The following is a 23495-nucleotide window of genomic DNA, read 5'->3' on the forward strand; positions in this document are numbered from 1 at the left end:
AAGCTATGTCATTCTGAACACAGTGAAGAATCTCTCCTTTAACTTTAAAGCAAAATATTGAACTTCTTTAAACCATTTTACATACAGCCCAGGTTTTTTCAAGCAGGAATTGCTATTGTAGTACTGTTTTGTGTCAGTTATTTTGTTCCTGTAGTATTTAATATTGCGCAATTATCCATTCTAGTTTTAGTAGTACTTTTTGTGTTAGACTTTCTTCTTATTTTTATTGGAAAGAACAAACTAGAGGGAAAAAGAATTGCACCGGATAGGTTTTCAAATGGTGATAAAAATGATGTTTCAATTGAAGTTCATAACAATTATCCATTTACAGTTTACCTGGACATCATTGATGAAATACCCCAACAATTCCAGATAAGAAACTTTCAACTTAAAACATCTGTTAAATCCCGTAAAACAGGAAAAACCACCTATTCGGTGAGACCAACCGAACGTGGAGAATATCACTTTGGTCATTTAAACATTTATGCCAACTCCATAATTAGATTAGTAGCCAAACGCTATAAATTTGATGAGGGCATGGTGGTCCCTACCTATCCAAGTTTTAAGCAATTAAAAAAGTTTGAGCTGTTAAATATTAACAAAAACTCTACGGATTATGGCTTAAAAAAAGTAAAGCGTTTGGGACACACCATGGAATTTGAGCAAATCAAGGAATATGTTCTTGGTGATGACATGCGCACTATAAACTGGAAGGCTACGGCAAAGAAAAATCAATTGATGGTTAATCAGTTTCAAGATGAAAAATCCCAACCTGTTTACTCAGTTATTGATAGAGGACGCACCATGAAAATGCCCTTTAACGGTTTAAGTCTCCTAGATTATGCTATTAACTCAACCTTAGTTTTAAGTAATATCATCTTAAAAAAGCATGATAAAGCAGGTATGCTTTCGTTTTCTAAAAAGATAAACAACATGGTAGTAGCAGAACGAAGAACTGCCCAAATGCAACTTATCTTAGAGAGTCTATATAATGTTAAAACAGATTTTTTTGAAAGTGATTTTGGTATTCTTTACAATAATGTAAAAAAACACATTACTCACAGAAGCTTGATTCTCCTCTACACTAATTTTGAGACATTAGATAGTTTAGAAAGACAGTTACCGTATTTAAAAGGATTAGCTAAAAGTCACTTAGTAGTTGTTATATTCTTTAAAAATACAGAGCTAGAAAATCTAATTCAAAATAAAGCGGAAACCGTACAACAAGTTTATGATAAGGTAATTGCCGAAAAATTCGATTTTGAAAAGCGTCTTATAGTAAACGAATTAAAAAAATATGGTATTTACTCCATTCTTACAACACCAGAGAATTTAACCATAGACACCATAAACAAATACTTAGAAATAAAAGCTAGAGGGTTATTATAGTGCATTTTACAGTTCATCATTCTATTTCAACACTTCGGTAAATAGATTTATAAAATCATGGTTTAACATTAGATATTTGAATTGTTAAACAATAAAAACACTATTAACCATGAGACTATTTACTTTACTTTTTATCGCATTAATTAGCACCAGTTCAATTTTTGGTCAACAAGAAAATACAACAAATATTACTGTTACAATAGACAATGCTCTAAATGATGATGGCAAAATTTTGTTTGCACTTCATACTAATGAAACATTCATGAAAGCTAAACCAATACAACAAGCCAAAAGTACAATTGAAAACGGAAAAGCTACCATCTCCTTTAATGGTGTTGCTCCTGGTGAATATGCTATTATAGCACTACACGATGAAAACGACAATAACAGAATGGATTATGAAGATAGCGGAATGCCGAAAGAATCCTATGGTATTTCTAACAACCCAGGCGGTTTTGGACCACCACAATATCATACTGCAAAATTCAGTGTTACTAACGAACCTGTTACAATGCATATTAGATTTTAGATATCAAATCATTCAATGAAAAAGCCCCTTTAACTTTTAAGCTAAAGGGGCTTTCAACAAACTATCTATATCAAACTAAACTAACTATATACTTTCGTTTAACCATGCTTTCATCATCCACACAGTTTTTTCTTGTTCTGTAATAAAATCACTCATCATACTGCTTGTTCCTTCATCATTGGCATCTCCTGCCTTTTCCAACAGATCTCTTTCTATTTTAAGTAATTCTGCTAAAGAATCTACTATTAACCTCACCGCTTTTACATCTTCAGAAATATTTTTACCTACTGGAACTTTAGCTAAAGCTGAATAATCATTAAAGGTATGTAAAGGTGTTTCTCCAAGCGTAAGAATACGTTCGGCTATCTCGTCAACCTTCGTATTAGCGTCATCATATAATTCTTCAAATTTCGCATGTAAATCAAAAAAGGCCTTTCCTTTTATATTCCAGTGAATACCTCTTAGGTTTTGATAATATATTTGAAAATTAGCCAATAAATCATTCAAATCTTGAGCTAACGCTTTTGTTTTTGTGCTGTCTAATCCTATACTATTAAGTGTCATTTTTATTATAATTTTTATTTATCACAAATTTAAAGTACAATTAACATAATTTATTATAGTTTTTATCAATAGATTTTATATTTTTATAATCTAAATTGATACACATGACAATTACACAATTATATTACGTTCTTGCCGTAGCTGAACACCAGAATTTTACAAAAGCCGCAGAAAAGTGTTTTGTAACCCAACCCACACTTAGTATGCAAATTCAGAAACTCGAAGACGAACTAGAGGTTCAAATCTTTGATAGAAGTAAAAAACCAATTGAACTAACCGAAGTTGGTAAAAAAATTGTTAAACAAGCAAGAAATATTGTAAACGAATCTTATAGAATACAAGATATAGTAGACCAGCAAAAAGGATTTATTGGAGGGGAATTTAAATTAGGAATCATTCCCACTATTATGCCCACCCTTTTACCCATGTTCTTAAAAAATTTCATTAAGAAACATCCTAAGGTAAAACTTAAAATTGAAGAGCTTACTACAGAAGAAATTATAGCAAGAATTAAAGATGGGCATTTAGACGCTGCCATTGCCGCTACTCCATTGGAAGATGAAAACATAAAAGAACGCGCATTATACTATGAACCTTTTGTAAGTTATGTACCTAAAAACCATAGGTTATATGGTAAGAAAAAGATTGAGACATCAGATTTAGTAATTGATGATATGTTACTACTTGAAGACGGCCATTGTTTTAGAGATGGTGTTATTAATTTATGCAAAGTATTCAAAAACCATGTAGATGATAAGTTTCAATTAGAAAGTGGTAGTATTGAAACACTTATTAAATTATCTAACGAAGGTTTAGGAATGACACTTCTACCCTATTTGCACACCTTAGATATTCATGAAAAAGAAAAAGAAAATTTACATTACTTCGTAGAACCATCCCCTGCAAGAGAAGTAAGTATTATTTATCACAAGAGTGAATTAAAAATGCAAATTATTGAAGCCTTGCAAGACGTAATTTCAGGAATAATACGAGGCGCTATTGCCTTTCAAGATGTCAAAATCATTAGTCCTCTACCAAAGTGATATATGAAAAAAGCGACCTGATGGTCGCTTTTTTTATGGTTTTAAATAAATTAAACACTGATTCAATTCTGGGTTTTGCTGTACAAGAGAATTAATAAATATTTTAAGCTCTTCTATCTCGTAAGGCAGTAATCTCGATACTGCTTTTTGTACTTCTTTGCAAAACAACGCAGTGTCAAAACTAACTTTTTTAAGTACAGTTTTGGTGTACTCCAACATTGCTCTCGCCATATTATGCTAAGGTTTAGGTTTAGAAATTAATAAAAGTAGATCTGTTATATAGGCTATACTATTTTTCGGTTATTAGGAGTATAAATTTAATAAAAATTCATTTCCTATCTTTTTTTTAGCCCAAATTTAACATTTCCAACTAACCAAACCTGCAGTTCATCGAAACATATTACTTATTTCACCGTTAAAAACAACCATTTATCGGGTTTTATTCCTATATTCGTACTCAAATACAACATCAAAGTATTTAAATTGCTATTTGTTTAACCCCATTCTCTCAAATCTATGGACAATACTCATCTATTTTTACGCTTATAACTCATAAGAGATCTCTCGTATTTATATCTCTTAAAATTACTTAAAACATTATCGTTTTAAAGCTCCTACTTTAACAAACTGTTTTTCAGTTTCTTAATGTGACCAAACACAATTAGCTGTGTCTTAAGTATTAAAGAGTACTACCAATACTCGTAAAATAAATTGCTATGAACTCTCACATCCTACGTTTAGCTTTTAGCTTATTTCTATCGATTAACGCCTTTTCCCAAACTGGTCCAGGAGGTGTTGGAACTAATGATTCATCGTCAAGTTTAAAACTATGGCTGGATGCCTCAAAAGGTGTTACGCTTTCGGGCAGCGATGTTACAACTTGGGCTGATTTATCAGGAAGCTCTAATAACGCTACACCACCAAGTACGGCTGCAAGACCAAATTTAAACACTGCAGACATTAATGGGTACAATTCAATTCATTTTGATGGCATTAATGATGAATTTAGAGTTACAGATAATAGCTCTCTGGATCTTACAAGTTGGGATATTTTTATTGTTACAAAAGCAGATTTAAACAAAAACTATAATGCCCTTTTCGTAAAAGGCCAAGATGCTCAAGAGAATTATGAATTTTTAACCTATGGTGCTGCTTTTTTTCACACACCAATACGGTTTACAGATGGCTCAAGAAACCACTCTAACTCAGCTTCTGGTTTGTACTCTACAACTGATTTCGATCTTTACGAATACTCATTTTCTTCTTCAGTAGGTAGAGATGTTTATAAAAACAATACTAATATTATTACAGATAACGAAAGTAGAACACCAAGAACAAACAATATTGATTTATACATTGGTAATGAAAATGTTGGAGGTAGGCACTTAAATGGTAGAATTTCCGAATTTTTAATTTTTAATACACCTTTAAATACTGCCGAAAAAATAATTGTACAAAACTATCTTTCTGCAAAATATGATGTTTCATTAAGTTCAAATGATTTTTACGTTCACGACAACGCTTCAAATGGAGATTTTGATCATAATGTAGCGGGAATTGGACAAGCTTCTGATGGTTCTAACCATACAGATTCTAAAGGTACAGGAATTGTTAGAATTAGTAAAGGTAGTCTCTCTGGTCTAAATAATGGAGAGTTTTTATTTTGGGGAGAAGAGACTCAATTCCCTACCTATAACTTTTCTACTAACACAATTACGCACACCGAACAATTAAACTCTAAGTGGCGTGTAAGACGTAGTGGAGGAAATCCAGGAAGAGTAAATATTTCTTTTGATATAAGTGGTATGGATTTATCGGGGAAACAAGGTTGTCAACCGCTTCAGTTAGTTGTAGATAATGATTCCGATTTTTCTATGACAGATCCAAATGATGAAGTATATGATTTAACAATAACAGGAACTACCGCTACAGCAACAAATGTTAGATTAAGACAAAACAGGTATTTTACATTAAGATATACAGATGAAATTATTTGGGATGGTGCTGCTTTTTGCAATGGTTCAGGAAGTGCTGAAGCACCAAATGACACTGACGAATGTCTTAAGTTAACCGTTAAATCAGGTGCTAATGCGGTAATTAGTTCAGATGCACACGTTAGAGAAATTGAAATAGAATCTGGTGGTACGTTAATTATAAATGATGGCGTTTTACTTGAGGTTGAAAATTTTATTCAAACCAATGGAACAATAGAATTACAAGGCGAAGCTCAGTTAATTCAAAACCATACAAGTATTTCTAGCAATGGAGGTACGGGAATATTGGTAAAGCGACAACAAGGTGCCACGAATTTATACAACTACAATTTCTGGAGTGCCCCAGTAAATAACGGTGGTAGCTGGCAAATAGGAGATATAGAAGAACCTAACGGAGTAATAAATTTTCATAGTAATCCGGATGCCAATGCGGCTACAATGCCAATAACCTTAAGTTCTAGGTGGCTATACAGTTATAATGGTCTATCTGGATCTTCTTCAACATGGAATAAATTAAACACCACAAGCACATTGTCTCCTGGAATAGGATATACTATGAAAGGATCTGGTGCGGCTTCTAGTGAACAAGATTACATTTTTAAAGGAACTCCTAATGACGGCAATTATAGTATCCCTATTGCTGCTGGTAACGATATATTAATAGGAAACCCTTACCCATCGGCTATTGATGCAGATGAATTTATTAACGATAACTTAGCGGTTATTAATGGCTCGCTTTATTTCTGGGAGCATTTTGGTACAAATAATAGTCATTATCAAAAAGACTATGAAGGTGGTTATGCCATTAGAAATCTATTGATGGGAACTGCCGCAGTAGCTGGTAATGGCGGCAATACCAGTACTAATGGTTCTGCTTCAAAACCAGCACCTCTTCAACATATTCCTGTGGGGCAAGGATTTTTTGTCAGAGCTAGTGCAACTGGAGGAAATATTCAATTTAACAACAGTCAACGTGCTTTTGCCAGAGAGTCTTTAAGTGAATCTGTTTTTTACAAAGGAAAAGCAAAAAAATCATCTAAGGAAGTAGACAAAAGAACTAAAGTATGGTTTTCGTTTACGCAACCAGGCAAGTTTACCAAACAGCTTGGTTTAGGCTTTGACTCCAGAGCTTCAAAAGCATATGATAACGGATATGATGCCATTAGTTATGATAATTTTAGAAATGATATTAGTTGGATATTAAATGAAGAAAATCTAGCTATTCAGGCATTATCTCATATTAATGTTGAAGAAAGTATAGCTTTAAGAGTGAAAATATCCGATGAAGGTCTATTCAATTTTGAAATTGATAAGGTTAAAAATCTTCCTGAGGGATTAGACATTTTCTTAAAAGATAATACCACCAATTCGTTTTATGAATTAAGTACAAGAAAAGCAGAACTTTTCTTGGAACAAGGTGATTATAATGACAGATTTTCAATTGTATTTAAGCAAAGTCAAAGTTTAAGTGTTACGGACAGAGTTGAAGAAAAATTATCTGTTTTTTACGATAAGAGTTCAGGAAAAATTGTTCTAAATAATGTAACTAATTTTGAAGAAATTCAAGAGCTTAAAATATATAATAGTGTAGGGCAAGAAGTTAAAACGCTAAAGGCTCTATCTACCAACAAAGTAGATTTTTACAATTATTCTGATGGTGTTTACATTGTCAATATTGTGACGGATAACGCCCAAAAAACGGGTAAAGTCATCAAATTTTAAAACTCACAACTAAATATAACTATAAACAAACACCCCTTTTTTTTAATTAAAAAGGGGTGTTTAATTATTTAGAATCTATTATCTCCGTCAAGCAAATCACCTAGACCTCCAAGGATACTCCCCTCACCTTTACTATTTCCGCCACTTCTAGGAGCAGAAGCTAAAACACGCCCTGCAAGCCTACTAAATGGTAAAGATTGTACATAGACAGTTCCTGGCCCCTTTAAAGTAGCAAAGAATAATCCTTCACCACCAAAAACTGTATTCTTTATACCTCCTACAAATTCAATATCATAATCTACGGTGCTATCAAAACCTACAATACAACCTGTATCTACTTTTAAAACCTCTCCCGGTGCCAATTCTTTTTCTGCCATTGTACCTCCTGCATGAACAAAAGCCATACCATCACCTTCTAGTTTTTGCATAATAAACCCTTCTCCTCCAAAAAGACCTCTTCCCAGCTTTTTAGAAAACTCTATACCTACGCTAACTCCCTTAGCTGCACATAAAAAGGCATCTTTCTGACAAATAAACTTTCCTCCAAATCGGGTTAAATCTATAGGTATAATTTTTCCAGGATATGGCGATGCAAAAGACACTCTGCGTTTTCCTATAATTTCATTGTAAAAGGCAGTCATAAATAGACTTTCTCCAGTAAGGATACGTTTTCCTGCGCCTAAAATTTTACCTAAAAATCCTGTATCCTTTTGAGATCCATCACCAAAAATGGTTTCCATTTTGATACCTTCTTCCATCATCATAAAGCTACCCGACTCCGCAATTACAACTTCTTGAGGATCTAGTTCAATTTCTACGTATTGCATCTCTTCGCCGTAGATTTCATAGTCAATTTCGTGTGCTGTCATTTTTTAATTGATGTTTTTAAATTAATGTTGATTCGTTTATTTGTTGATTTGTTTAGTGTTTTGTTACAGGCTTAGACAAATTACCAATTGTTTTTCTTCAAAACTGGTCTAAGCTCAAACCTAGAGTAAACAGAGATGTACTACCTATTGCTTTACCTTAACACTCCATTCAAAATTAAAGGTAGATACCTCGACTCCATCTGTATTAACACCAACCGATTTTACCCAAACAGTCTGCCCTTCTCCAGTTGCAATCGCTTTGTTTAAAGCCTCATCTATTAAACCGCCATCGTTACAGGTAAATGTAATTCTTCCAGTAGCCTTTTTAGTAAAATTTGCATTATTATTGGTTACTAACATAGACACTTTTTTGCCAGATTCTTGTATCTTTTTAATCATTAGAGCTCCTGAAGATAATTCGGCTGCCATACCTTGTACTGCCCAAAACATAGATTTAAATGGATTTTGATTAATCCACTTATGCTTAACAGTAATAACGCATTTTTCATCATTGAGTTCCTTTGCTCGAACACCACATAAATAGGCCGAAGGCAGCTTAAACATTGTAAAAGTGTTTAGTTTTCTGGGAGTTATCTTCATGCTAAAAAGTTTAAATTTCCTCTAATTTATGAAATAAAACAGACATCACTAAATGTTAAAAAAATGTTAATTTTAAGTACTATGCGTAACAAAGTACCTGATTTTAGACATATATTTGCATAAGAAACTATTATATGTTTTTAAATCAATCAAAAAAATCATGTTAACTAATCATCAAAAAAACATAGCCACTTTTATTCACCTATCTACTTTTAGCAGGTTTATAATTCCGTTTGGCAACTTTATCGGGCCACTCATTTTATGGGTAACTAATAAAGATAAATCTGAATTTATAGACAACCATGGTAAACAGGCTTTAAATTTTCAAATAAGCATTTTACTTTACGCTATTATATTTGGAACACTAACTATTCCGTTTTTTATTTTTAAGATATTCAACGGTATAGATTTTATAGACTTTAACGGGTTTAACAGCTTTCATATTAATGTTGGTAAGCCATCACCTTTACTGTATATAGGTGGCGCATTAGGTTTTTTAGCAGTTATAGCCTTTATAATAGAACTTGTATTAATAGTAACTGCAAGTTTAAAGGCCAGAGATGGCGAATATTACCAATATCCGTTAACTATTAATTTCTTGAAATAAAATCAAAATAACTTTCATCAATACAATCAATCAAATCAATCAAAAAATGAACAGTCTTAAAATATTAAACGAATTGATACTATGAAGATAGAGAACACAAAAGCACAGATGCGTAAAGGCGTATTAGAATTTTGCATATTATCTGTCCTAAAAAATGACGATGCTTATGTTGCAGAAATTCTAAGCACCTTAAAGGACGCAAAGTTGCTGGTGGTTGAGGGTACTATTTACCCTTTACTAACACGACTTAAGAACGCAGGACTTTTGAGCTACAGATGGGAAGAATCTACCTCTGGTCCGCCACGTAAATATTACGGTTTAACAGAAACGGGAAAATTATTTTTAAAAGAATTAGACAGTACTTGGAGCGAATTAAAAAACGCCGTTAACATAGTAACAAACCATACTGAAACACATTCAGCACAAGAAAAAAAACAAGAAAATGAATAAAACAGTCAACATAAATTTAGCTGGTATATTTTTTCATATAGATGAAGATGCATACCTAAAATTACAACGCTATCTTGAGGCTATAAAACGTTCATTTACAGATTCTCAAGGACGTTCTGAAATTATCTCAGATATTGAGGCTAGAATTGCAGAACTTTTTAATGAACGTGTAGAGAATAACAAACAAGTTATAGGAATAAAACAAGTTGATGAAGTTATTTCTATAATGGGGCAACCAGAGGATTATTTGGTTGATGACGAAATATTTGAAGATGAACCAACCACAACTCGTAGGCCAAAATCTGCGCCTAGTAAAAAGCTATTTAGAGATGCAGACAACTCTTATATTGGAGGTGTTTCGTCTGGGTTAGGGCATTATTTTGGAATAGACGCTATATGGATACGTTTAGCTTGGATAATTTTAATTTTTGGAGCAGGAACGGGTGTTTTATTATACATTCTATTATGGATATTAGTTCCCGAGGCTAAAACAACAGCTGAGAAAATAATGATGACAGGAGAACCTGTTAACATAAGTAACATCGAAAAGAAAATTAAAGATGGATTAGGTAATGTTACTGAAACAGTTAGTGATGTTGCCAAGAATGTATCTGATACCGTTTCCGATGCAGCTAAAAATGTTTCTGATGCCGCCAAAAATGTTGATTTTAAAAAGCAAACTAATAAAGTAAAATCTTCATCAAGTGCTTTTTTTGATACTATAGGAGAGATTTTTATGTTCTTCTTTAAGATTTTTGCCAAATTTATCGGTGTCTTATTAATTTTCATCGGAGCTGTTACTTTAATTTCATTAATTGTAGGTTTACTTTCTGTTGGAGTTGTAGATATTATAAGAATTCCTGGGATAGACTTTGTTGAAATTGCAAATGCAGGTAACACGCCTATTTGGGTAGTATCTTTATTAACTTTATTTGCAGTTGGTATTCCATTTTTCTTCCTATTTTATTTAGGTTTAAAAATCCTGATTAACAACTTAAAATCTATAGGAAATGCTGCTAAATTTACACTTCTAGGTGTTTGGTTAATTGCTGTAGTAGGCCTTTTTGTTGTAGGTATAAGAGAAGCCAGTGCACATGCTTTTGACGAAACGTTTTCTGAAAAAACAGAGTTAAATATAAAAGCAAATGACAGTTTAAGAATAAAAATGGTGTCTAATGATATTATGCACCACAATTATTACAGGAACCATGCCTTTAAAGTAGCAAGTAATGAAAACGGTGAAAAAACCATATATAACTCAGACATTAGACTGATAATTAGATCAACTACAGATTCTGTAGCGTCTCTAAACGTTAAAAAGAATGCAGATGGTAGAGACTATCAAGAAGCCATTGATAGAGCCAAAAACATTAACTACAATTATTCGTTAGACAACGGAACATTGTATTTAGATGCTTTCTTATCAACTGCTGCCGAGAACAAGTTTAGTGATCAAGAATTAGACCTGATTTTATATTTACCTGAAGGAACTGTTGCTAATTTTCACAATAACACAAGATCGTTCTTAGGATATCACAAAAGCAGCAATGACATAGTCTCTGGCAATGACACAGGTAAATTACTTCTTATTGTTGAAGAGGATATTGAATGTTTAGATTGCCCAGAAGAAGACTCTTTTAAAGTAGATGTTGATGTACATGACGAATCTTCTAAAGTTAAAATAGATGACGAAGGCATTGAAATTAAAGGCGATGATGTAGAGATTAAAATTGACAATAACGGTATTCGCAGCGAAAGCGAAGAGGTTAAAGTAAAAATAGATTCTGATGGTGTTGAAATTAAATCTAAGGACAATTAATACAATTCATCATTAACAATCTACAATTCAGAACATCAAATTATAAATCAATCATAAAAAATCAAAATTTTACAATCAAATCAAAAAACGAATAAATTATGACAACTTTAGTTAAAATTATTGTAGCCACCGTTTTAAGCTTAACGCTTTTCTCGTGTAATTTTGACATAAACCTTAACCCTGGTGTTAAGGGTAATGGAAATGTTAGCATTGAAGACAGAACAATAAATGGTAGTTTTAATACTATTAAAGCCACTGAAGGCTTAGACGTGCACCTAACTCAAGGCAACCAAACAAGTGTAACTGTTGAGGCCGATGAGAACTTACATGAACTTATTCTAACAGAAGTAGAAAATGGTGTTTTAAAAATTCATACAAAACAAAACATTGGACGCTCTTCTTCTAAAAAGGTCTTTGTAAGCTTTAAGGATATTAAGAGTATTATTTCTACTAGCGGAAGCGATGTTTATTCAGAAAATACCATTGCAGCCGATGAGTTAACTCTAAAAACAACTAGTGGAAGCGATATGAGGTTAGATATAAATACTAGCACATTAAACTGTAAATCTACAAGTGGAAGCGGTTTAAGATTATCAGGTAAAACAGAAAAACTTGTTGCCGAAGCCACCAGTGGAAGTAACATTAAAGCTGGTAACCTAGAAGCTGAATCTACCCAAGTTAAAGCTACAAGTGGTGCCAACGTTACTGTTAACACTTCAAAAGAACTTATTGCCAAAGCTACTAGTGGAGGAGATATTAAGTATTATGGTGATCCTGAAAAGGTAGAAAAGTCTGATGGTGCTTCTGGAAGCATAAGAAAGAAATAACCAACTACAATCAATCAACCAATTTTTAAACCATATTAAGCTACAATTAGTTTAATATGGTTTTCTTATTTTTATTACTTAAGGAAACTGCCCTCAGTGACTTATTACTTTTATTGGTGTCTTAAAATAACACTTAAAGCATTTTACAACTCACAGAAAATGAAAAAGTTACTTTCTTTATTTATCCTCATAAATTTTGCAACCACTAGTCTACATGCTCAAAAGCTTGAGAAAGTTAAAGGCAATAGAATTGTGAGCAAACTTGGAACAGATATTCCTTCTTTTAGTAAAATTGATTTAGATGAACATTTTGATATTGAATTGCTCTATGCTAAAACGCCATCTGTTAGTATCGAAACTGATGAGAATTTGCATGAAGTTATTGAGTTTGCTGTAATTGACAGTACCTTAAGCTTTAATTTCCTTAAAAGAATTACATCGAAAAAACGATTAAAAATTCAAGTGAATTATGATGATGCCTTAAAGGAATTAATAAGTCGAGAGCATGCGTCTATAAAAGGTATATCTTCAATAAAAACTACAGATTTTAAAATAGCTTCTGAAGGAAGTTCTAAAATTTCCATTTCCTTAAGTGCTACTAATTTTACTTTGGAGGGTAAAGACAAATCTAAAGTTGTGCTAAATCTAAATGGATCTGTTGCTAATTTAAATTTACAAAATTATGCTAAACTTGATGCTCAAATAAATAATGATAGCACGTATGTACAACTTCAACAAAGAGCTAATGCTGGGATAGATGGAAATGCTGATTCTATTGAAGTTTTAGCAGATAACAGTTCTACCTTGATGGGTAAAAACTATACGCTTAAAACAGCAAAAGTATCTGCAAATACGTCTAGTACTATTACACTTGAAGTTATTGATAACATAACACTTGAAGCTTCGGGCAATAGTGCTGTAAATATTTACGGCAACCCAGAGATTGCCGTAAAAAGATTAGTTGATACTTCTAAAATTCAGAAAAAAGTAAGGTAGCTTAATAATAAACCTCTAACAATTTTCCACTTTCTGAAGATAACTTTATGTCATTAACAGTGGCAGGTAACAATATGGTCTCTCCCATCTTAATGTTATAATCCTCGCCGTTAGTACTTAGTTTAGCATTTCCTTCAACACACATATAGATTACAAAAGAGTCAATAGCGGTATAATCTTTATCCAAACTTCCTTTAAGATCAATGATATTAGTTCTAAAATAAGGAGAATGTACTAACGTATTGGATGTATTTGTTTCCAACTCGTAATCTGATTTGTAATTATCTTGAGGTTTAAAGTCTAAGACATCAATAGCTAGGTCGTTATGCAACTCACGTTTTTCTCCAGTTCTTGCATCTACCCTATCATAGTCATAAATTCTATAAGTAACATCTGAGGTTTGTTGAATTTCAGCCAACAATACTCCAGCTCCAATTGCATGTACCCTTCCCGTTGGGATATAGAATGTATCTCCTGCATTTACTGTTTCATGATGCATAGTTTCTAAAACCGTATTATTTTCTAGGTGCTCCAAATAAGTATCTTTGCTAATTTCCCTTTCAAAACCAACAATTAATTCTGCACCTTCATCTGCCTGCATAACGTACCACATTTCATTTTTACCAAAAGAATTATGACGTTCTTTTGCTACTTCATTACTAGGGTGTACCTGTATGGAAAGCGGTGTTTTAGCATCAATAAACTTTATAAGTAAAGGAAATTCTTCTCCAAACTTCTCATAAACAGCATTACCAACAAAGTTGCCTTTATAGGTGCTAATTAATTCTTTTAAAGTTTTTCCCTGCAAGCTACCATTACTAACTAATGTCTCGTCATTTTTTACATCAGATATCTCCCAAGACTCACCTATATTTTCTTCGGAATAATCTTTATTAAATAAGTCTTTTAGTTTTTCGCCTCCCCAAATTCTATATTTAAATAAAGGCGTAAATTTTAAAGGATATAATTGCATTTTTATTACTATTTATAGTTTTCTAAGTTAAAAAAAGTGTGTTTAAATATGGTTATTTATTTTACGATATTTTTATACTCATTAGTCTTTTAAACCATTAAAATTATGCACAAGTAACAACCAAATCCTATTAAGTTTACTCAAAGGATTTACAGATAAGGAAAGTTATATATTAGGGCTCTGAGTAGAGTTTCTAATAGTGCTAATCTTTCCCTAGATAGTGTCTTACGTTACTATTCCATAATTTAAAAAATTAATATGAATCTAGTAGTGTTAAAATATTTAGATCTTTTTTGAACGCATTTAAATCTATCTTTTTCTCAGATTTAAATTGGACCGTATATGTTCGTTTTGGTATTATATCGAAATAATTATTTGAAAACATTCCTTTTTGAGAAGTAGTAAAACGTACATCTTTAGCCAAGACATTCGATCTTACTTCAAGCTTAATTGTGAAATCATCGACTTTCAAAATCTCGTAATCCATTTTAGGTTCTGGTAAATTTAAGTTTTTAGGAATGTCAAAATAATGGACGCTCTCATCAAAAGCGTTATCATAGTTTCCTATTAATTCCGCCAAGACAAGCATTGTATTTTTGTCTTTATGGGGTATTAAATCTTTTAATCCCTTGCTCAAATAAACTTTACTGGTATTGGGTTTTATAGTTACATCTTCTAGATACATTTTGATTACATTTCCTTCAAAATCTAAAACGCTTAATTTAAGATGTGCTTTTTCGTCTTTAATCTCATCTGAAACAATATGAACTTCTAAATTTTCTTCATTTTCATAAAGCATTACTTTAATTGACTTGTATAAGTCTTTTACTTTATAGTGAGCCGCTTTCCAATTGCCATAGTAATCTATAGTAGACCATGATGCCACAGGCCAACAGTCATTTATTTGCCAATACAACGATCCCATACAATAAGGCATGTTTCGCCTATGCGCTTCAATAGCCATTTGCATTCCCCTTGCTTGCAACAACTGACTTACATATAAAAACGATTCAAAATCCTTCGGTTTTTTATACAAAGGCTCCATGTAATACTCAATATTCTTATTGCCAATAGGATGTCTTTGATGTGATTTCATGACTTCAGAATAAATATTCCAATCTTCTTTTGTTGTAAATTTTGTAACCGAATTAAATTCAGGAAACGATTGAAATCCGTACTCAGACATAAAACGAGGCACGTATTCATTAAAAGTTGAAAACGGCGCTTGTTGCCCCCAAACCCGCCAATAGTGATAATCTCCTGAAGTTAAGGTGGCATCTTCTCCTCTTGCTGAAGTTGGTGATGAGGCCCAGTAAAATGTATCACTATCAAGTTCATCTACTACCTTTGGTAAAATATCATGAAAAACATCAGTGTACCCCTTCCATATCTTATCTACAGCTTCTTGTCCTTGACTATTAAGAACCTCTGGAATCCATCCCCAGTTTTTCCATGCCGTTAGATTTTCATTATTACCGCACCAAAGCGCAATACTTGTGTGATTTCTTAATCTTTTCACATTATAAATAGCTTCTTCTTTTACAGAGCTTAAAAAAGCTTCATCACCAGGATACATAGCACATGCAAACATAAAATCTTGCCAAACTAGAATCCCATATTTATCACATAAATCATAAAAAATCTCTTTTTCATAAATGCCTCCACCCCAAACGCGAATCATGTTATAATTGGCCTCTACCATGTTTTTTATGGTTTGCTCATAATCCGTCATTGAAACTCTTGTTAAAAACACATCTTGTGGAATATAATTAGCGCCCTTCATGAAAACCGGTCTGTCATTTAATTCAAAATAAAAGCTCTCTCCATATTCATCTTTATTTTGAACAACTTTTAATGTTTTTAAACCTATCTTATTTTCTTCGGAAGAAAGTAGTTTCCCGCCTTGTTTTAATTCAACAATGACACTATATAATTTTTGTGTTCCTAAACCATTTGTCCACCATAATTTTGGGTTTTTAATTGTGAAAGGAATTTGAATTTTATTTAATCCCTCATTTAAACGTATTGATCTTTTAACAACCGTTTTATCATCTACTTTTACATGGATTTCGGTATATTGAACCTCGGTAGCTTCAATCTCCAATTCCGCATTTAAAAGTGCTCTATCTGCTGCTAGTTCCTTTTGTTTTAAATGAGTATCTCTTATTGTTGCTTTATTCCAAGCATGTAACTTAACATCTTTCCATATGCCACTTGTTACAAGTCTAGGCCCCCAGTCCCACCCAAAATGATAGCCTGGTTTCCTACTGAATATAGATACTTGTTTTTTACCTAACCCTCCGTTTTCAGATTGATCATTTACTGCATTTGGCAGTCTATACCCTAAAGCATTTCGTTTCTCTAGTCCAATTTTTATCGGAGAATCAAAAACAATTTTTAAATCATTCTTGCCTAAGTTTAGGTATGGTTTTACATTCAGCTTATACCCTATAAACATATTGTCTGTTCTAGAGACTAAGGAATCATTTATAAAAATACTTGCGTAGGTATCTAAGCCTTTGAATTCTATTTCAACTTTTTCTTTTTTTAACGTGGCCTTATCTACTTCGAAGAATGTTTTGTATTCCCAGTCTTTTTTATCAATCCATTGGAGTTCTTTCTCATTTATTCTATAAAACGGATCTTCAATAAGGCTATTTTTTAGTAAATCTGAATGTACTGTTCCTGGTACTGATGCTACTTTAAATTCCGTTTCATCTAAACTTTTAAATTGCCAATTATCATGTAATGTATACGATGTTGGCATTAGCGTTTTACATGATACAGCGACTAGCAGAACAAGTAAAGTCGCCATATTTTTAACAAGTGGTTTTATCATAATCTATAAAAAAAGAAATACATTAAAAAAGCACTGTAACTGCAAAAGTGCGCCATACAGTGCTCTTAAGATAAAACTAAACTAACTAATTTTTAATAAATTTCTTCACTACTTTTTCTCCATTACTACCGGTAACAGATACGAAATACAAGCCTGTATTTAGGTTAGACACGTTTACTGATTCGCCATTAAATACTCTAACTAATTTTCCTGTAACATTATAAATTTCAGCTTTACTTCCGGCCAATCCTTTAACTCCTGACTTAACAAATAATTGGTTTGTAACTGGACTTGGATAAACTTTAAACTTGGAACTTTTTTCACTTTTTGTACTCAGGGAGTTACTGTTAACAATAATATCATCAAAGTACCAGACTTCACCTCCTACATTATCATTTACATTAAAGAAAAAAGTGAATTTATTATAAGTTGCAGTGTTTACGTCTACTCCTCCTAAATGAGAAAAATTAAAAGTAACTTTCTGCCAATCTGAATCTGCGGTTGGCGTAGCATAGGCTTCTGCTACACCTCCAACACCATCTAACTCTAATTTGGAATACATTTGAGAACCCGATGGTGCAATTACACTAAATTCTAGGTTACTAAGGTCTTTTAAATTTAGAGGTGTATTAATTATAACAACTGACGCATTTGACCAAGCACTACTGGCGGGAATTGTATATTTACCAACATTAGCTGATGTATTAATTCCGCTAGGATTTGGGTTAGTAACAACCTCTGGTGTTCCGTTCCAAGCTAAATGTTGATATTCCGTTGGGTTTTCAAAATCTACAACTGTAGTTTGAGCCTTAGCTATTGTAATGATAAAAAAAGCGCTGACTAAAAAAGCGGTCTTAGTTTGTATTAGATAAAGATTTAATTGTGTAGTTTTTTTACTCATAATTCAATGTATTTAGATTAATTGGATTGAGTAAAATTAACGCAGATTAAAACACAGTTATGCCCGTATTTTATTGAAAACCCCTCACTTTTTGAAGTATCAATAAACATGGCTCATAATAAAGCAAGTACTTAATTATGGTCTACTTTTTGAAACCTTTAACCTGGAGCATTTTTAAGGCATAACGCTCTCCTAATTTACGAACACCTTTAGAATTAAAATGTACATTATCCTTACTAACTTCACACCCTTTAGATGAAATAACGTAGGAAGATGGAATAACCTCAGGAAGTGTATTTATGATAGGGTTCATACTGGCACAAAGTCCATTTTGATCTTCATGCACTAACTCTCCTGCCAATAATGGTACCTCATCCGCTTTAAGATTTAGATCTTTTAGTATGTTATTATAAACTGCCTTAACATATTGTGGCCAATTTTTATCATCTTGATTTGTTTCTCCTTGATGTAAAAGCAAGCCTTTTATAACGCCGTCTTTTTGAGCCAATTTAGCTAGTTCAATAAAGTGCTTATAAGGGTTACCACCGTAATCGTTTATTTTCTTTTGAAACCAATCTTCTGGATAAGTTTTGGTGTAATTACCATAAATATCCTTATCAAACAATCTAATATCACTACCGCCAACAGCTACATTAATTACACCAACCTTAATACTATCTGGCAAATGTTTTATTATGGTTCTCCCGAAATAGTCTGCTGGAGATAATCCTGTATAGCATTGACTTAAAGGAGGTAAAGCAGGATACCAAATGTTCTTTTTTCTTAATAAATTATCGCAATCTAGAGACTGAAGTGCTAAAAACCTACTATTCACTACTCTGTCTTGCTCTTCTATTTGAGCGGACCCTTCCATATTAGATTGCCCAAAGCATAGGTAAATATGAAAATTAGGATCTTGGGCTTTTGCTTTTATAGAATAGCACGTAACGGTTACCAAAATCAAAACGGAATAGGTAGTTTTTAAGGTTCTCAACATTATATTTTATTTAAAAGTTTCTTAGCTAAGGTTTCGAGTTCTACGCCTTTAGTTTCTGGCATAAGCACTATCACAAAAAGTAATTGCAATACCATCATAAAGGCAAAAAACGCAAATACAGTTCCTGCTCCTACATTGGTTATTAAAACAGGAACCAAGGAAGGTATTATGGCAGCCAATATCCAGTGTACCGACGAACCAAATGCTTGTCCGCTAGCTCTTAATTTATTAGGAAATATTTCAGAGATAAATACCCAAATAACTGCTCCTTGCCCAATAGCATGTGAAGCTATAAACAAAAACAAAAATCCGGGTACTGCCATTCCTCCCCAATTAAGAAAAAATGCAACTGCAACCATACCTAAAGAGATTATATATCCAATAGAGCCAATGTACATTAAAGTTTTTCTACCAAACTTATCAATCATGGTAACTCCAATAATGGTAAAAATAAGATTTGTAGCCCCAATTCCAATACTGCTTAATAGCGCTGTACGCTCTCCTAAACCCGCTTCTTCAAAAATTCTTGGAGCATAATATAAGAATGCATTAATTCCAGAAAACTGATTAAAAAATGCAATAAGAAATGCTAAGATTAATGGCAATCTGTACTTTCTTAGAAAAATACTTTCTCTAGTTTTAGCATCATTGGTTTCTATAACAAAGTCATTGATATTGCCATTTGGATTGACCTCTTGGAATATTTCCTTAGCTTCTTCAATTCTATTTTGAGATAACAACCACCTTGGGCTTTTGGGTATTGTAAAGGCTAAAATCGTATATATAAATGCGGGGATGGCTTCCACTCCAATCATCCACCTCCAAGCATTAGATGCAATTGAACTTAGTAAATAGTTAGATAAAAAAGCCACTAATATTCCCAGCACAATATTAAATTGATAAAGTGCTACTAAACGGCCTCTATCTTTTGCTGGTGCAATTTCCGAAACATAAGCTGGTGCTGCAATCGTAGATGCTCCAACACCCAAACCTCCTAAAAACCTAAAAAACGCAAAAGTATATGGATCATTTACCAAAGCGGAACCTAAAGCCGAAACAAAGTAAAAAACCCCAATCCAAACCAGTGTTTTTTTTCTTCCAAGCTTATTTGTTGGTAGACTACCAAAAATAGCTCCTACAACAGTTCCCCATAAAGCCATAGCCATAACTACGGAGCCATGAAATGCATTCGAAGAATTCCAAAGCGCTTGCAATTCTTTATCTGCACCAGATATTACTACAGTATCAAACCCAAACAAGAATCCGGCCAATGCAGCTGTAATAGACCAAGAAAGAATTTTATTCATTGTTTAGAATACGGTTATTGGTAGATGTATAAAACTAAAAAGCAGAAGAGAATGAGGATCACAGACCATACTCTAAAATTCTTATAGAATGGTACTCCGATTAAAGCTTTGGATTCTTCTTGATATATCTTTTTAGTCCAGATTAGCTCTTCAATTTCAGTTTTGTTATCAGGTTTGGATAACAAACTAACAACAATGATTATAACCGCACTAAAGACAAAGTAAAATGGTACTTTTAATAAAAAGTGAATATCTCCTAAAAGTTCAAAATTAAAGGCTACTTTGGCAACGACTGTAACTACGGCTGCAAAGGCTCCACCTATAAGTCCCCAGAAAGCGCCGTGCTTGTTAATGCGTTTCCAAAAAACGCCTAAAAAGAAGACTGCCACTACAGGAGGAGCTATATAAGTAAGCATTTCTTGATAGTATTTTAGCAATGAATCAAATTTTGAAACAAAAGGCACCCACAATACGGCTAAAACCAATACAATAACCGACACAATTTTACCAACATAAACTTGTTCTTTTTGAGACGTATGCTTTTTCATCTTGGTATAAAAATCCATAGTAAACAAGGTGGCAACAGAATTTAAAAGTGCGCTAAGCGTAGACGTTAAAGCTGCAACCATAGCTGCTAACATTAGTCCCAACAAACCTGTTGGCATAAGTTCTATTACCAACTTTGGATATACCATATCATTCTTTGGTAATCCTGGAAATAAATGCTTCCCTATTACAGCAGGAAAAATGATGATAAAAATAAGTGACACCGTTAAAAATCCTACTAATAAGATGCCTTTTCTACCATGGTCTATAGATTTTGCAGTAAGTACACGCTGCACTAAAACTTGATTATTTCCCCAGAAGTAAAACCCTAAAATTGGAATTCCTACAATCATTCCTAGCCAAGGTACTGAGGCATCATCTAGAGGTCTAATTAATTTCATCATATAGTCACCATCAAGAAGTAAACTCTTAAGGTAATCTAAACCGCCATTACTCATGGCTAGAAATGTTAGAATAAATGTGCCTCCTAATAATAAAATACCTTGTATTAAATCTACTTTTATTGCAGCAGAAAGCCCCCCTGGAATGGTATAAGCAGCCACAATCAAAGCGAAAATTACAGATAAAGACATAATTGACATTGAGGGAAATACCAATTTCATTAATAATGATGCGGCATATAATGCACCTGCAGCATCAAGAAAAGTTGATCCCATTAAGGTGATAAAGGAAAAATAATACCTAGAACGTTTATCAAAACGCTTTTCTAAGAATTCCGGAATGGTAAAAATGCCTGATTTAATATAAAATGGTAAAAAGAACATGGCAAAAAACACCATGACCAATACAGATATTAAATCGTAGTTGAACACGGCGATTCCTGTTGAATAGGCATCACCACTTTTACCAATTAAAGTTGTGCTAGAAATACTTGCCGCAAACAAGGAAAAGCCAATAATTGGCCAAGTCATGTTCCTTCCGGCTAAAAAATAATCACTGGTTGAATCACTCCCTTTTTTAGACGCTTTAATTCCAAACCAAACTATGAATATAAAGTATACAACAAGTACCGTTACATCTACAATTCCTAAATTATATTCCATAAATTTCTTTTTATCATTTGAGTTCTATTGAACTAATAAACACTACACTATTTTCTTTTAAGCTTAACGTAAAACCTTCAGGTTTAAAATCTACACGCCTTGTTACTACAGGAAAACCTTCAGCATTTACAGGTCTGTTATCCTTTGAGTATTCGTATAGGAATAGCTCTTTATTAGACCATCCTAAATCTGATTTAATTTCAATTGATTTTGAAGCATTTGATTGATTTACAAAAGCCATAGAAAGTACATCTTTCTTTACAGACGCAACTGCTCTAATGCTATCATTCTTTTTTGAAAATTCAGGTTTAAAAATCTCTGAATCTGGCGGGAACGTATTGCATAACAACGTCCACGTATAAGACCAAGGTCTTGGTGTTTTATCGGCTTCTAAATCACCAAACTCTTCGGCTAAACTATTCCACATGCCCCACTTTTTCAGCTGATTTTTTTCTCCTAAATCTCCAACAGTATGCATGGCGTCATCTAAATCCCATGCAATGGCACCACCTACCTCAGCAAGCATACTTTGTATTGCTGCATCTGCCATATCTACACCGTAGAAATAATCATATACAAACATAGAAGAGTCATCTGGTCCGGCATACTGGTCTTCTTCACCCCGTTTTCTATTTTCATCTTTTAAAGCGCCACTGTATTTCATGCCCAACTCACCTAAAACCATTGGTTTTTTAGTTTTGTTGATTTCAGAAGTAAAAGGCTGTAGATATGAAATGAAGTTGCCCGATCTTATTAAATCCTGATCTGCATAAATATGAAAATCATACAAACCTGTAATAGCATCTAAATCGGTTACAGTAGAGTATACCCAATCATGAGCTTTTTTTGGATGTTTTGGATGATCCCACTGGGTAACAGCATCAGGTCCCGAAAGTGTCACGTACTTGTTTAATCCAGTAGCTTCAAACTCTTTTGCCAGTAATCTATAACCTGCTTGCCATTGCTCCCAATCACCATCAGTTGATGCCCAATAACCATTAGGTTCATTTACCAAGTTATAGTACTTAATACAAGTATATCCTTTTTCAATTATTAAATGATTTAAATATTTGGAAATCATTTTTATCCATCTCGGATCATCTGCTCTTTCAATTTCTGGAATAGATTCATCTAAATTCCATAAGCCCGGAGCCCCCCATTCGCCGAATAAAACTTGAATATTGCGTTTCTGGCAATAATCTAACAGTTTATATAAACTTTTAACCTCTTGGGTATTGAAATCTAAAATTGGATGTCCGCTTTTATCTAACCCCTTATAGTACCTCCATGTTGAGACATCCATTACCCTAATAATATGCGGATTAACAAAATCTAGTCGTTTATACAGTTCTTCCCATTTCTCATCGGTCATTAGAAATCCCCACTCCGCCTCGTTAGAGTCTGCATGTGGATACGCGGACCACTGTACACCATGACCAATAAAAGGAAAATCTAATCT

20 protein-coding genes are annotated in these 23495 nt (G+C 33.1%); 9 read left to right on the top strand and 11 right to left on the bottom strand.

The window, feature by feature from the left end; all coding sequences use genetic code 11:
• The first annotated feature begins 57 nt into the window (after nucleotides 1–57).
• Nucleotides 58–1389: a DUF58 domain-containing protein gene (locus FUA24_RS06420; RefSeq protein ID WP_246146967.1), complete on the top strand. Its 1332-nt coding sequence runs from the start codon at nucleotides 58–60 to the stop codon at nucleotides 1387–1389.
• Between the two features lie 109 nt (nucleotides 1390–1498).
• Complete coding sequence (locus FUA24_RS06425) at nucleotides 1499–1918, top strand: DUF2141 domain-containing protein (protein WP_148540723.1); 420 nt, start codon at nucleotides 1499–1501, stop codon at nucleotides 1916–1918.
• A gap of 84 nt (nucleotides 1919–2002) precedes the next feature.
• Here the strand turns inward: FUA24_RS06425 and FUA24_RS06430 are convergent, their stop codons facing one another.
• The gene (locus tag FUA24_RS06430; RefSeq protein WP_148540725.1) at nucleotides 2003–2482 is read right to left on the bottom strand and encodes a Dps family protein; all 480 of its coding nucleotides are present in this window, start codon (nucleotides 2480–2482) and stop codon (nucleotides 2003–2005) included.
• Between the two features lie 104 nt (nucleotides 2483–2586).
• Between FUA24_RS06430 and FUA24_RS06435 the strand changes: the two genes are divergently transcribed.
• Nucleotides 2587–3525, top strand: coding sequence for a hydrogen peroxide-inducible genes activator (locus FUA24_RS06435; protein ID WP_148540727.1), 939 nt, complete (start codon nucleotides 2587–2589; stop codon nucleotides 3523–3525).
• Between the two features lie 33 nt (nucleotides 3526–3558).
• Here FUA24_RS06435 and FUA24_RS06440 read toward each other — a convergent pair whose 3' ends face one another.
• Complete coding sequence (locus tag FUA24_RS06440) at nucleotides 3559–3756, bottom strand: hypothetical protein (protein WP_148540729.1); 198 nt, start codon at nucleotides 3754–3756, stop codon at nucleotides 3559–3561.
• Nucleotides 3757–4241: 485 nt separating this feature from the next.
• On the opposite strand from FUA24_RS06440, the gene FUA24_RS06445 reads away from it, so the two are divergent.
• Complete coding sequence (locus FUA24_RS06445; protein WP_148540731.1) at nucleotides 4242–7241, top strand: T9SS type A sorting domain-containing protein; 3000 nt, start codon at nucleotides 4242–4244, stop codon at nucleotides 7239–7241.
• Between the two features lie 68 nt (nucleotides 7242–7309).
• Here FUA24_RS06445 and FUA24_RS06450 read toward each other — a convergent pair whose 3' ends face one another.
• Both FUA24_RS06450 and FUA24_RS06455 read right to left on the bottom strand, forming a co-directional pair.
• The gene (locus FUA24_RS06450; protein ID WP_148540733.1) at nucleotides 7310–8110 is read right to left on the bottom strand and encodes a TIGR00266 family protein; all 801 of its coding nucleotides are present in this window, start codon (nucleotides 8108–8110) and stop codon (nucleotides 7310–7312) included.
• Between the two features lie 144 nt (nucleotides 8111–8254).
• Entirely contained in the window at nucleotides 8255–8710 is a 456-nt protein-coding gene (locus FUA24_RS06455) for a DUF4442 domain-containing protein (protein ID WP_148540735.1), read from the bottom strand.
• A 160-nt stretch (nucleotides 8711–8870) separates the two neighbouring features.
• Here FUA24_RS06455 and FUA24_RS06460 point away from each other — a divergent pair, with 160 nt between their 5' ends.
• The 5 genes from FUA24_RS06460 (at nucleotide 8871) to FUA24_RS06480 (ending at nucleotide 13409) form a co-directional block, all read left to right on the top strand.
• Nucleotides 8871–9317, top strand: a complete 447-nt coding sequence (locus tag FUA24_RS06460) for a DUF4870 domain-containing protein (RefSeq protein ID WP_148540738.1) — start codon at nucleotides 8871–8873, stop codon at nucleotides 9315–9317.
• Nucleotides 9318–9398: 81 nt separating this feature from the next.
• Nucleotides 9399–9767 (top strand): PadR family transcriptional regulator, encoded by a 369-nt coding sequence (locus tag FUA24_RS06465; RefSeq protein ID WP_148540740.1) that lies wholly within the window; start codon nucleotides 9399–9401, stop codon nucleotides 9765–9767.
• Nucleotides 9760–11586, top strand: a complete 1827-nt coding sequence (locus tag FUA24_RS06470) for a PspC domain-containing protein (protein ID WP_148540741.1) — start codon at nucleotides 9760–9762, stop codon at nucleotides 11584–11586. Before FUA24_RS06465 ends, FUA24_RS06470 begins: the two co-directional genes overlap by 8 nt.
• A 98-nt stretch (nucleotides 11587–11684) precedes the next feature.
• Nucleotides 11685–12413 (top strand): head GIN domain-containing protein, encoded by a 729-nt coding sequence (locus FUA24_RS06475; RefSeq protein ID WP_148540743.1) that lies wholly within the window; start codon nucleotides 11685–11687, stop codon nucleotides 12411–12413.
• 159 nt (nucleotides 12414–12572) lie between these two features.
• On the top strand, nucleotides 12573–13409 hold the full coding sequence (locus FUA24_RS06480; RefSeq protein ID WP_148540745.1) for a GIN domain-containing protein: 837 nt from the start codon (nucleotides 12573–12575) through the stop codon (nucleotides 13407–13409).
• A 1-nt stretch (nucleotide 13410) separates the two neighbouring features.
• Here FUA24_RS06480 and FUA24_RS06485 read toward each other — a convergent pair whose 3' ends face one another.
• The 7 genes from FUA24_RS06485 to FUA24_RS06515 form a co-directional block, all read right to left on the bottom strand.
• On the bottom strand, nucleotides 13411–14382 hold the full coding sequence (locus tag FUA24_RS06485) for a type I phosphomannose isomerase catalytic subunit (protein WP_148540747.1): 972 nt from the start codon (nucleotides 14380–14382) through the stop codon (nucleotides 13411–13413).
• Nucleotides 14383–14635: 253 nt separating this feature from the next.
• Nucleotides 14636–17197 (bottom strand): beta-mannosidase, encoded by a 2562-nt coding sequence (locus FUA24_RS06490; RefSeq protein WP_246146968.1) that lies wholly within the window; start codon nucleotides 17195–17197, stop codon nucleotides 14636–14638.
• Between the two features lie 109 nt (nucleotides 17198–17306).
• Nucleotides 17307–18122 carry a T9SS type A sorting domain-containing protein gene (locus FUA24_RS06495; protein ID WP_148540749.1) on the bottom strand — a complete coding sequence of 272 codons (816 nt, stop codon included), beginning with the start codon at nucleotides 18120–18122 and terminating at the stop codon, nucleotides 17307–17309.
• Between the two features lie 142 nt (nucleotides 18123–18264).
• Nucleotides 18265–19119 (bottom strand): sialate O-acetylesterase, encoded by an 855-nt coding sequence (locus FUA24_RS06500; protein ID WP_148540751.1) that lies wholly within the window; start codon nucleotides 19117–19119, stop codon nucleotides 18265–18267.
• A complete protein-coding gene (locus tag FUA24_RS06505; RefSeq protein WP_148540753.1) occupies nucleotides 19119–20426 on the bottom strand; it encodes a sugar porter family MFS transporter in 1308 nt (435 codons plus the stop codon). The genes FUA24_RS06500 and FUA24_RS06505 overlap by 1 nt, the downstream gene beginning before the upstream one ends.
• Nucleotides 20427–20440: 14 nt before the next feature.
• Nucleotides 20441–22036 (bottom strand): sodium:solute symporter, encoded by a 1596-nt coding sequence (locus tag FUA24_RS06510; RefSeq protein WP_148540755.1) that lies wholly within the window; start codon nucleotides 22034–22036, stop codon nucleotides 20441–20443.
• A gap of 13 nt (nucleotides 22037–22049) precedes the next feature.
• Nucleotides 22050–23495, bottom strand: a 1446-nt coding sequence (locus tag FUA24_RS06515; RefSeq protein WP_187388191.1) for a hypothetical protein, incomplete at its 5' end; no start/stop codon positions are given.

This window comes from Seonamhaeicola marinus, assembly GCF_008085455.1.

Coding starts and splice junctions, on each gene's coding strand:
- FUA24_RS06425 (WP_148540723.1), top strand. CDS start 1,499: ATGAGACTATTTACTTTACTTTTTATCGCATTAATTAGCACCAGTTCA.
- FUA24_RS06430 (WP_148540725.1), bottom strand. CDS start 2,482: ATGACACTTAATAGTATAGGATTAGACAGCACAAAAACAAAAGCGTTA.
- FUA24_RS06435 (WP_148540727.1), top strand. CDS start 2,587: ATGACAATTACACAATTATATTACGTTCTTGCCGTAGCTGAACACCAG.
- FUA24_RS06440 (WP_148540729.1), bottom strand. CDS start 3,756: ATGGCGAGAGCAATGTTGGAGTACACCAAAACTGTACTTAAAAAAGTT.
- FUA24_RS06445 (WP_148540731.1), top strand. CDS start 4,242: ATGAACTCTCACATCCTACGTTTAGCTTTTAGCTTATTTCTATCGATT.
- FUA24_RS06450 (WP_148540733.1), bottom strand. CDS start 8,110: ATGACAGCACACGAAATTGACTATGAAATCTACGGCGAAGAGATGCAA.
- FUA24_RS06455 (WP_148540735.1), bottom strand. CDS start 8,710: ATGAAGATAACTCCCAGAAAACTAAACACTTTTACAATGTTTAAGCTG.
- FUA24_RS06460 (WP_148540738.1), top strand. CDS start 8,871: ATGTTAACTAATCATCAAAAAAACATAGCCACTTTTATTCACCTATCT.
- FUA24_RS06465 (WP_148540740.1), top strand. CDS start 9,399: ATGAAGATAGAGAACACAAAAGCACAGATGCGTAAAGGCGTATTAGAA.
- FUA24_RS06470 (WP_148540741.1), top strand. CDS start 9,760: ATGAATAAAACAGTCAACATAAATTTAGCTGGTATATTTTTTCATATA.
- FUA24_RS06475 (WP_148540743.1), top strand. CDS start 11,685: ATGACAACTTTAGTTAAAATTATTGTAGCCACCGTTTTAAGCTTAACG.
- FUA24_RS06480 (WP_148540745.1), top strand. CDS start 12,573: ATGAAAAAGTTACTTTCTTTATTTATCCTCATAAATTTTGCAACCACT.
- FUA24_RS06485 (WP_148540747.1), bottom strand. CDS start 14,382: ATGCAATTATATCCTTTAAAATTTACGCCTTTATTTAAATATAGAATT.
- FUA24_RS06490 (WP_246146968.1), bottom strand. CDS start 17,197: ATGGCGACTTTACTTGTTCTGCTAGTCGCTGTATCATGTAAAACGCTA.
- FUA24_RS06495 (WP_148540749.1), bottom strand. CDS start 18,122: ATGAGTAAAAAAACTACACAATTAAATCTTTATCTAATACAAACTAAG.
- FUA24_RS06500 (WP_148540751.1), bottom strand. CDS start 19,119: ATGTTGAGAACCTTAAAAACTACCTATTCCGTTTTGATTTTGGTAACC.
- FUA24_RS06505 (WP_148540753.1), bottom strand. CDS start 20,426: ATGAATAAAATTCTTTCTTGGTCTATTACAGCTGCATTGGCCGGATTC.
- FUA24_RS06510 (WP_148540755.1), bottom strand. CDS start 22,036: ATGGAATATAATTTAGGAATTGTAGATGTAACGGTACTTGTTGTATAC.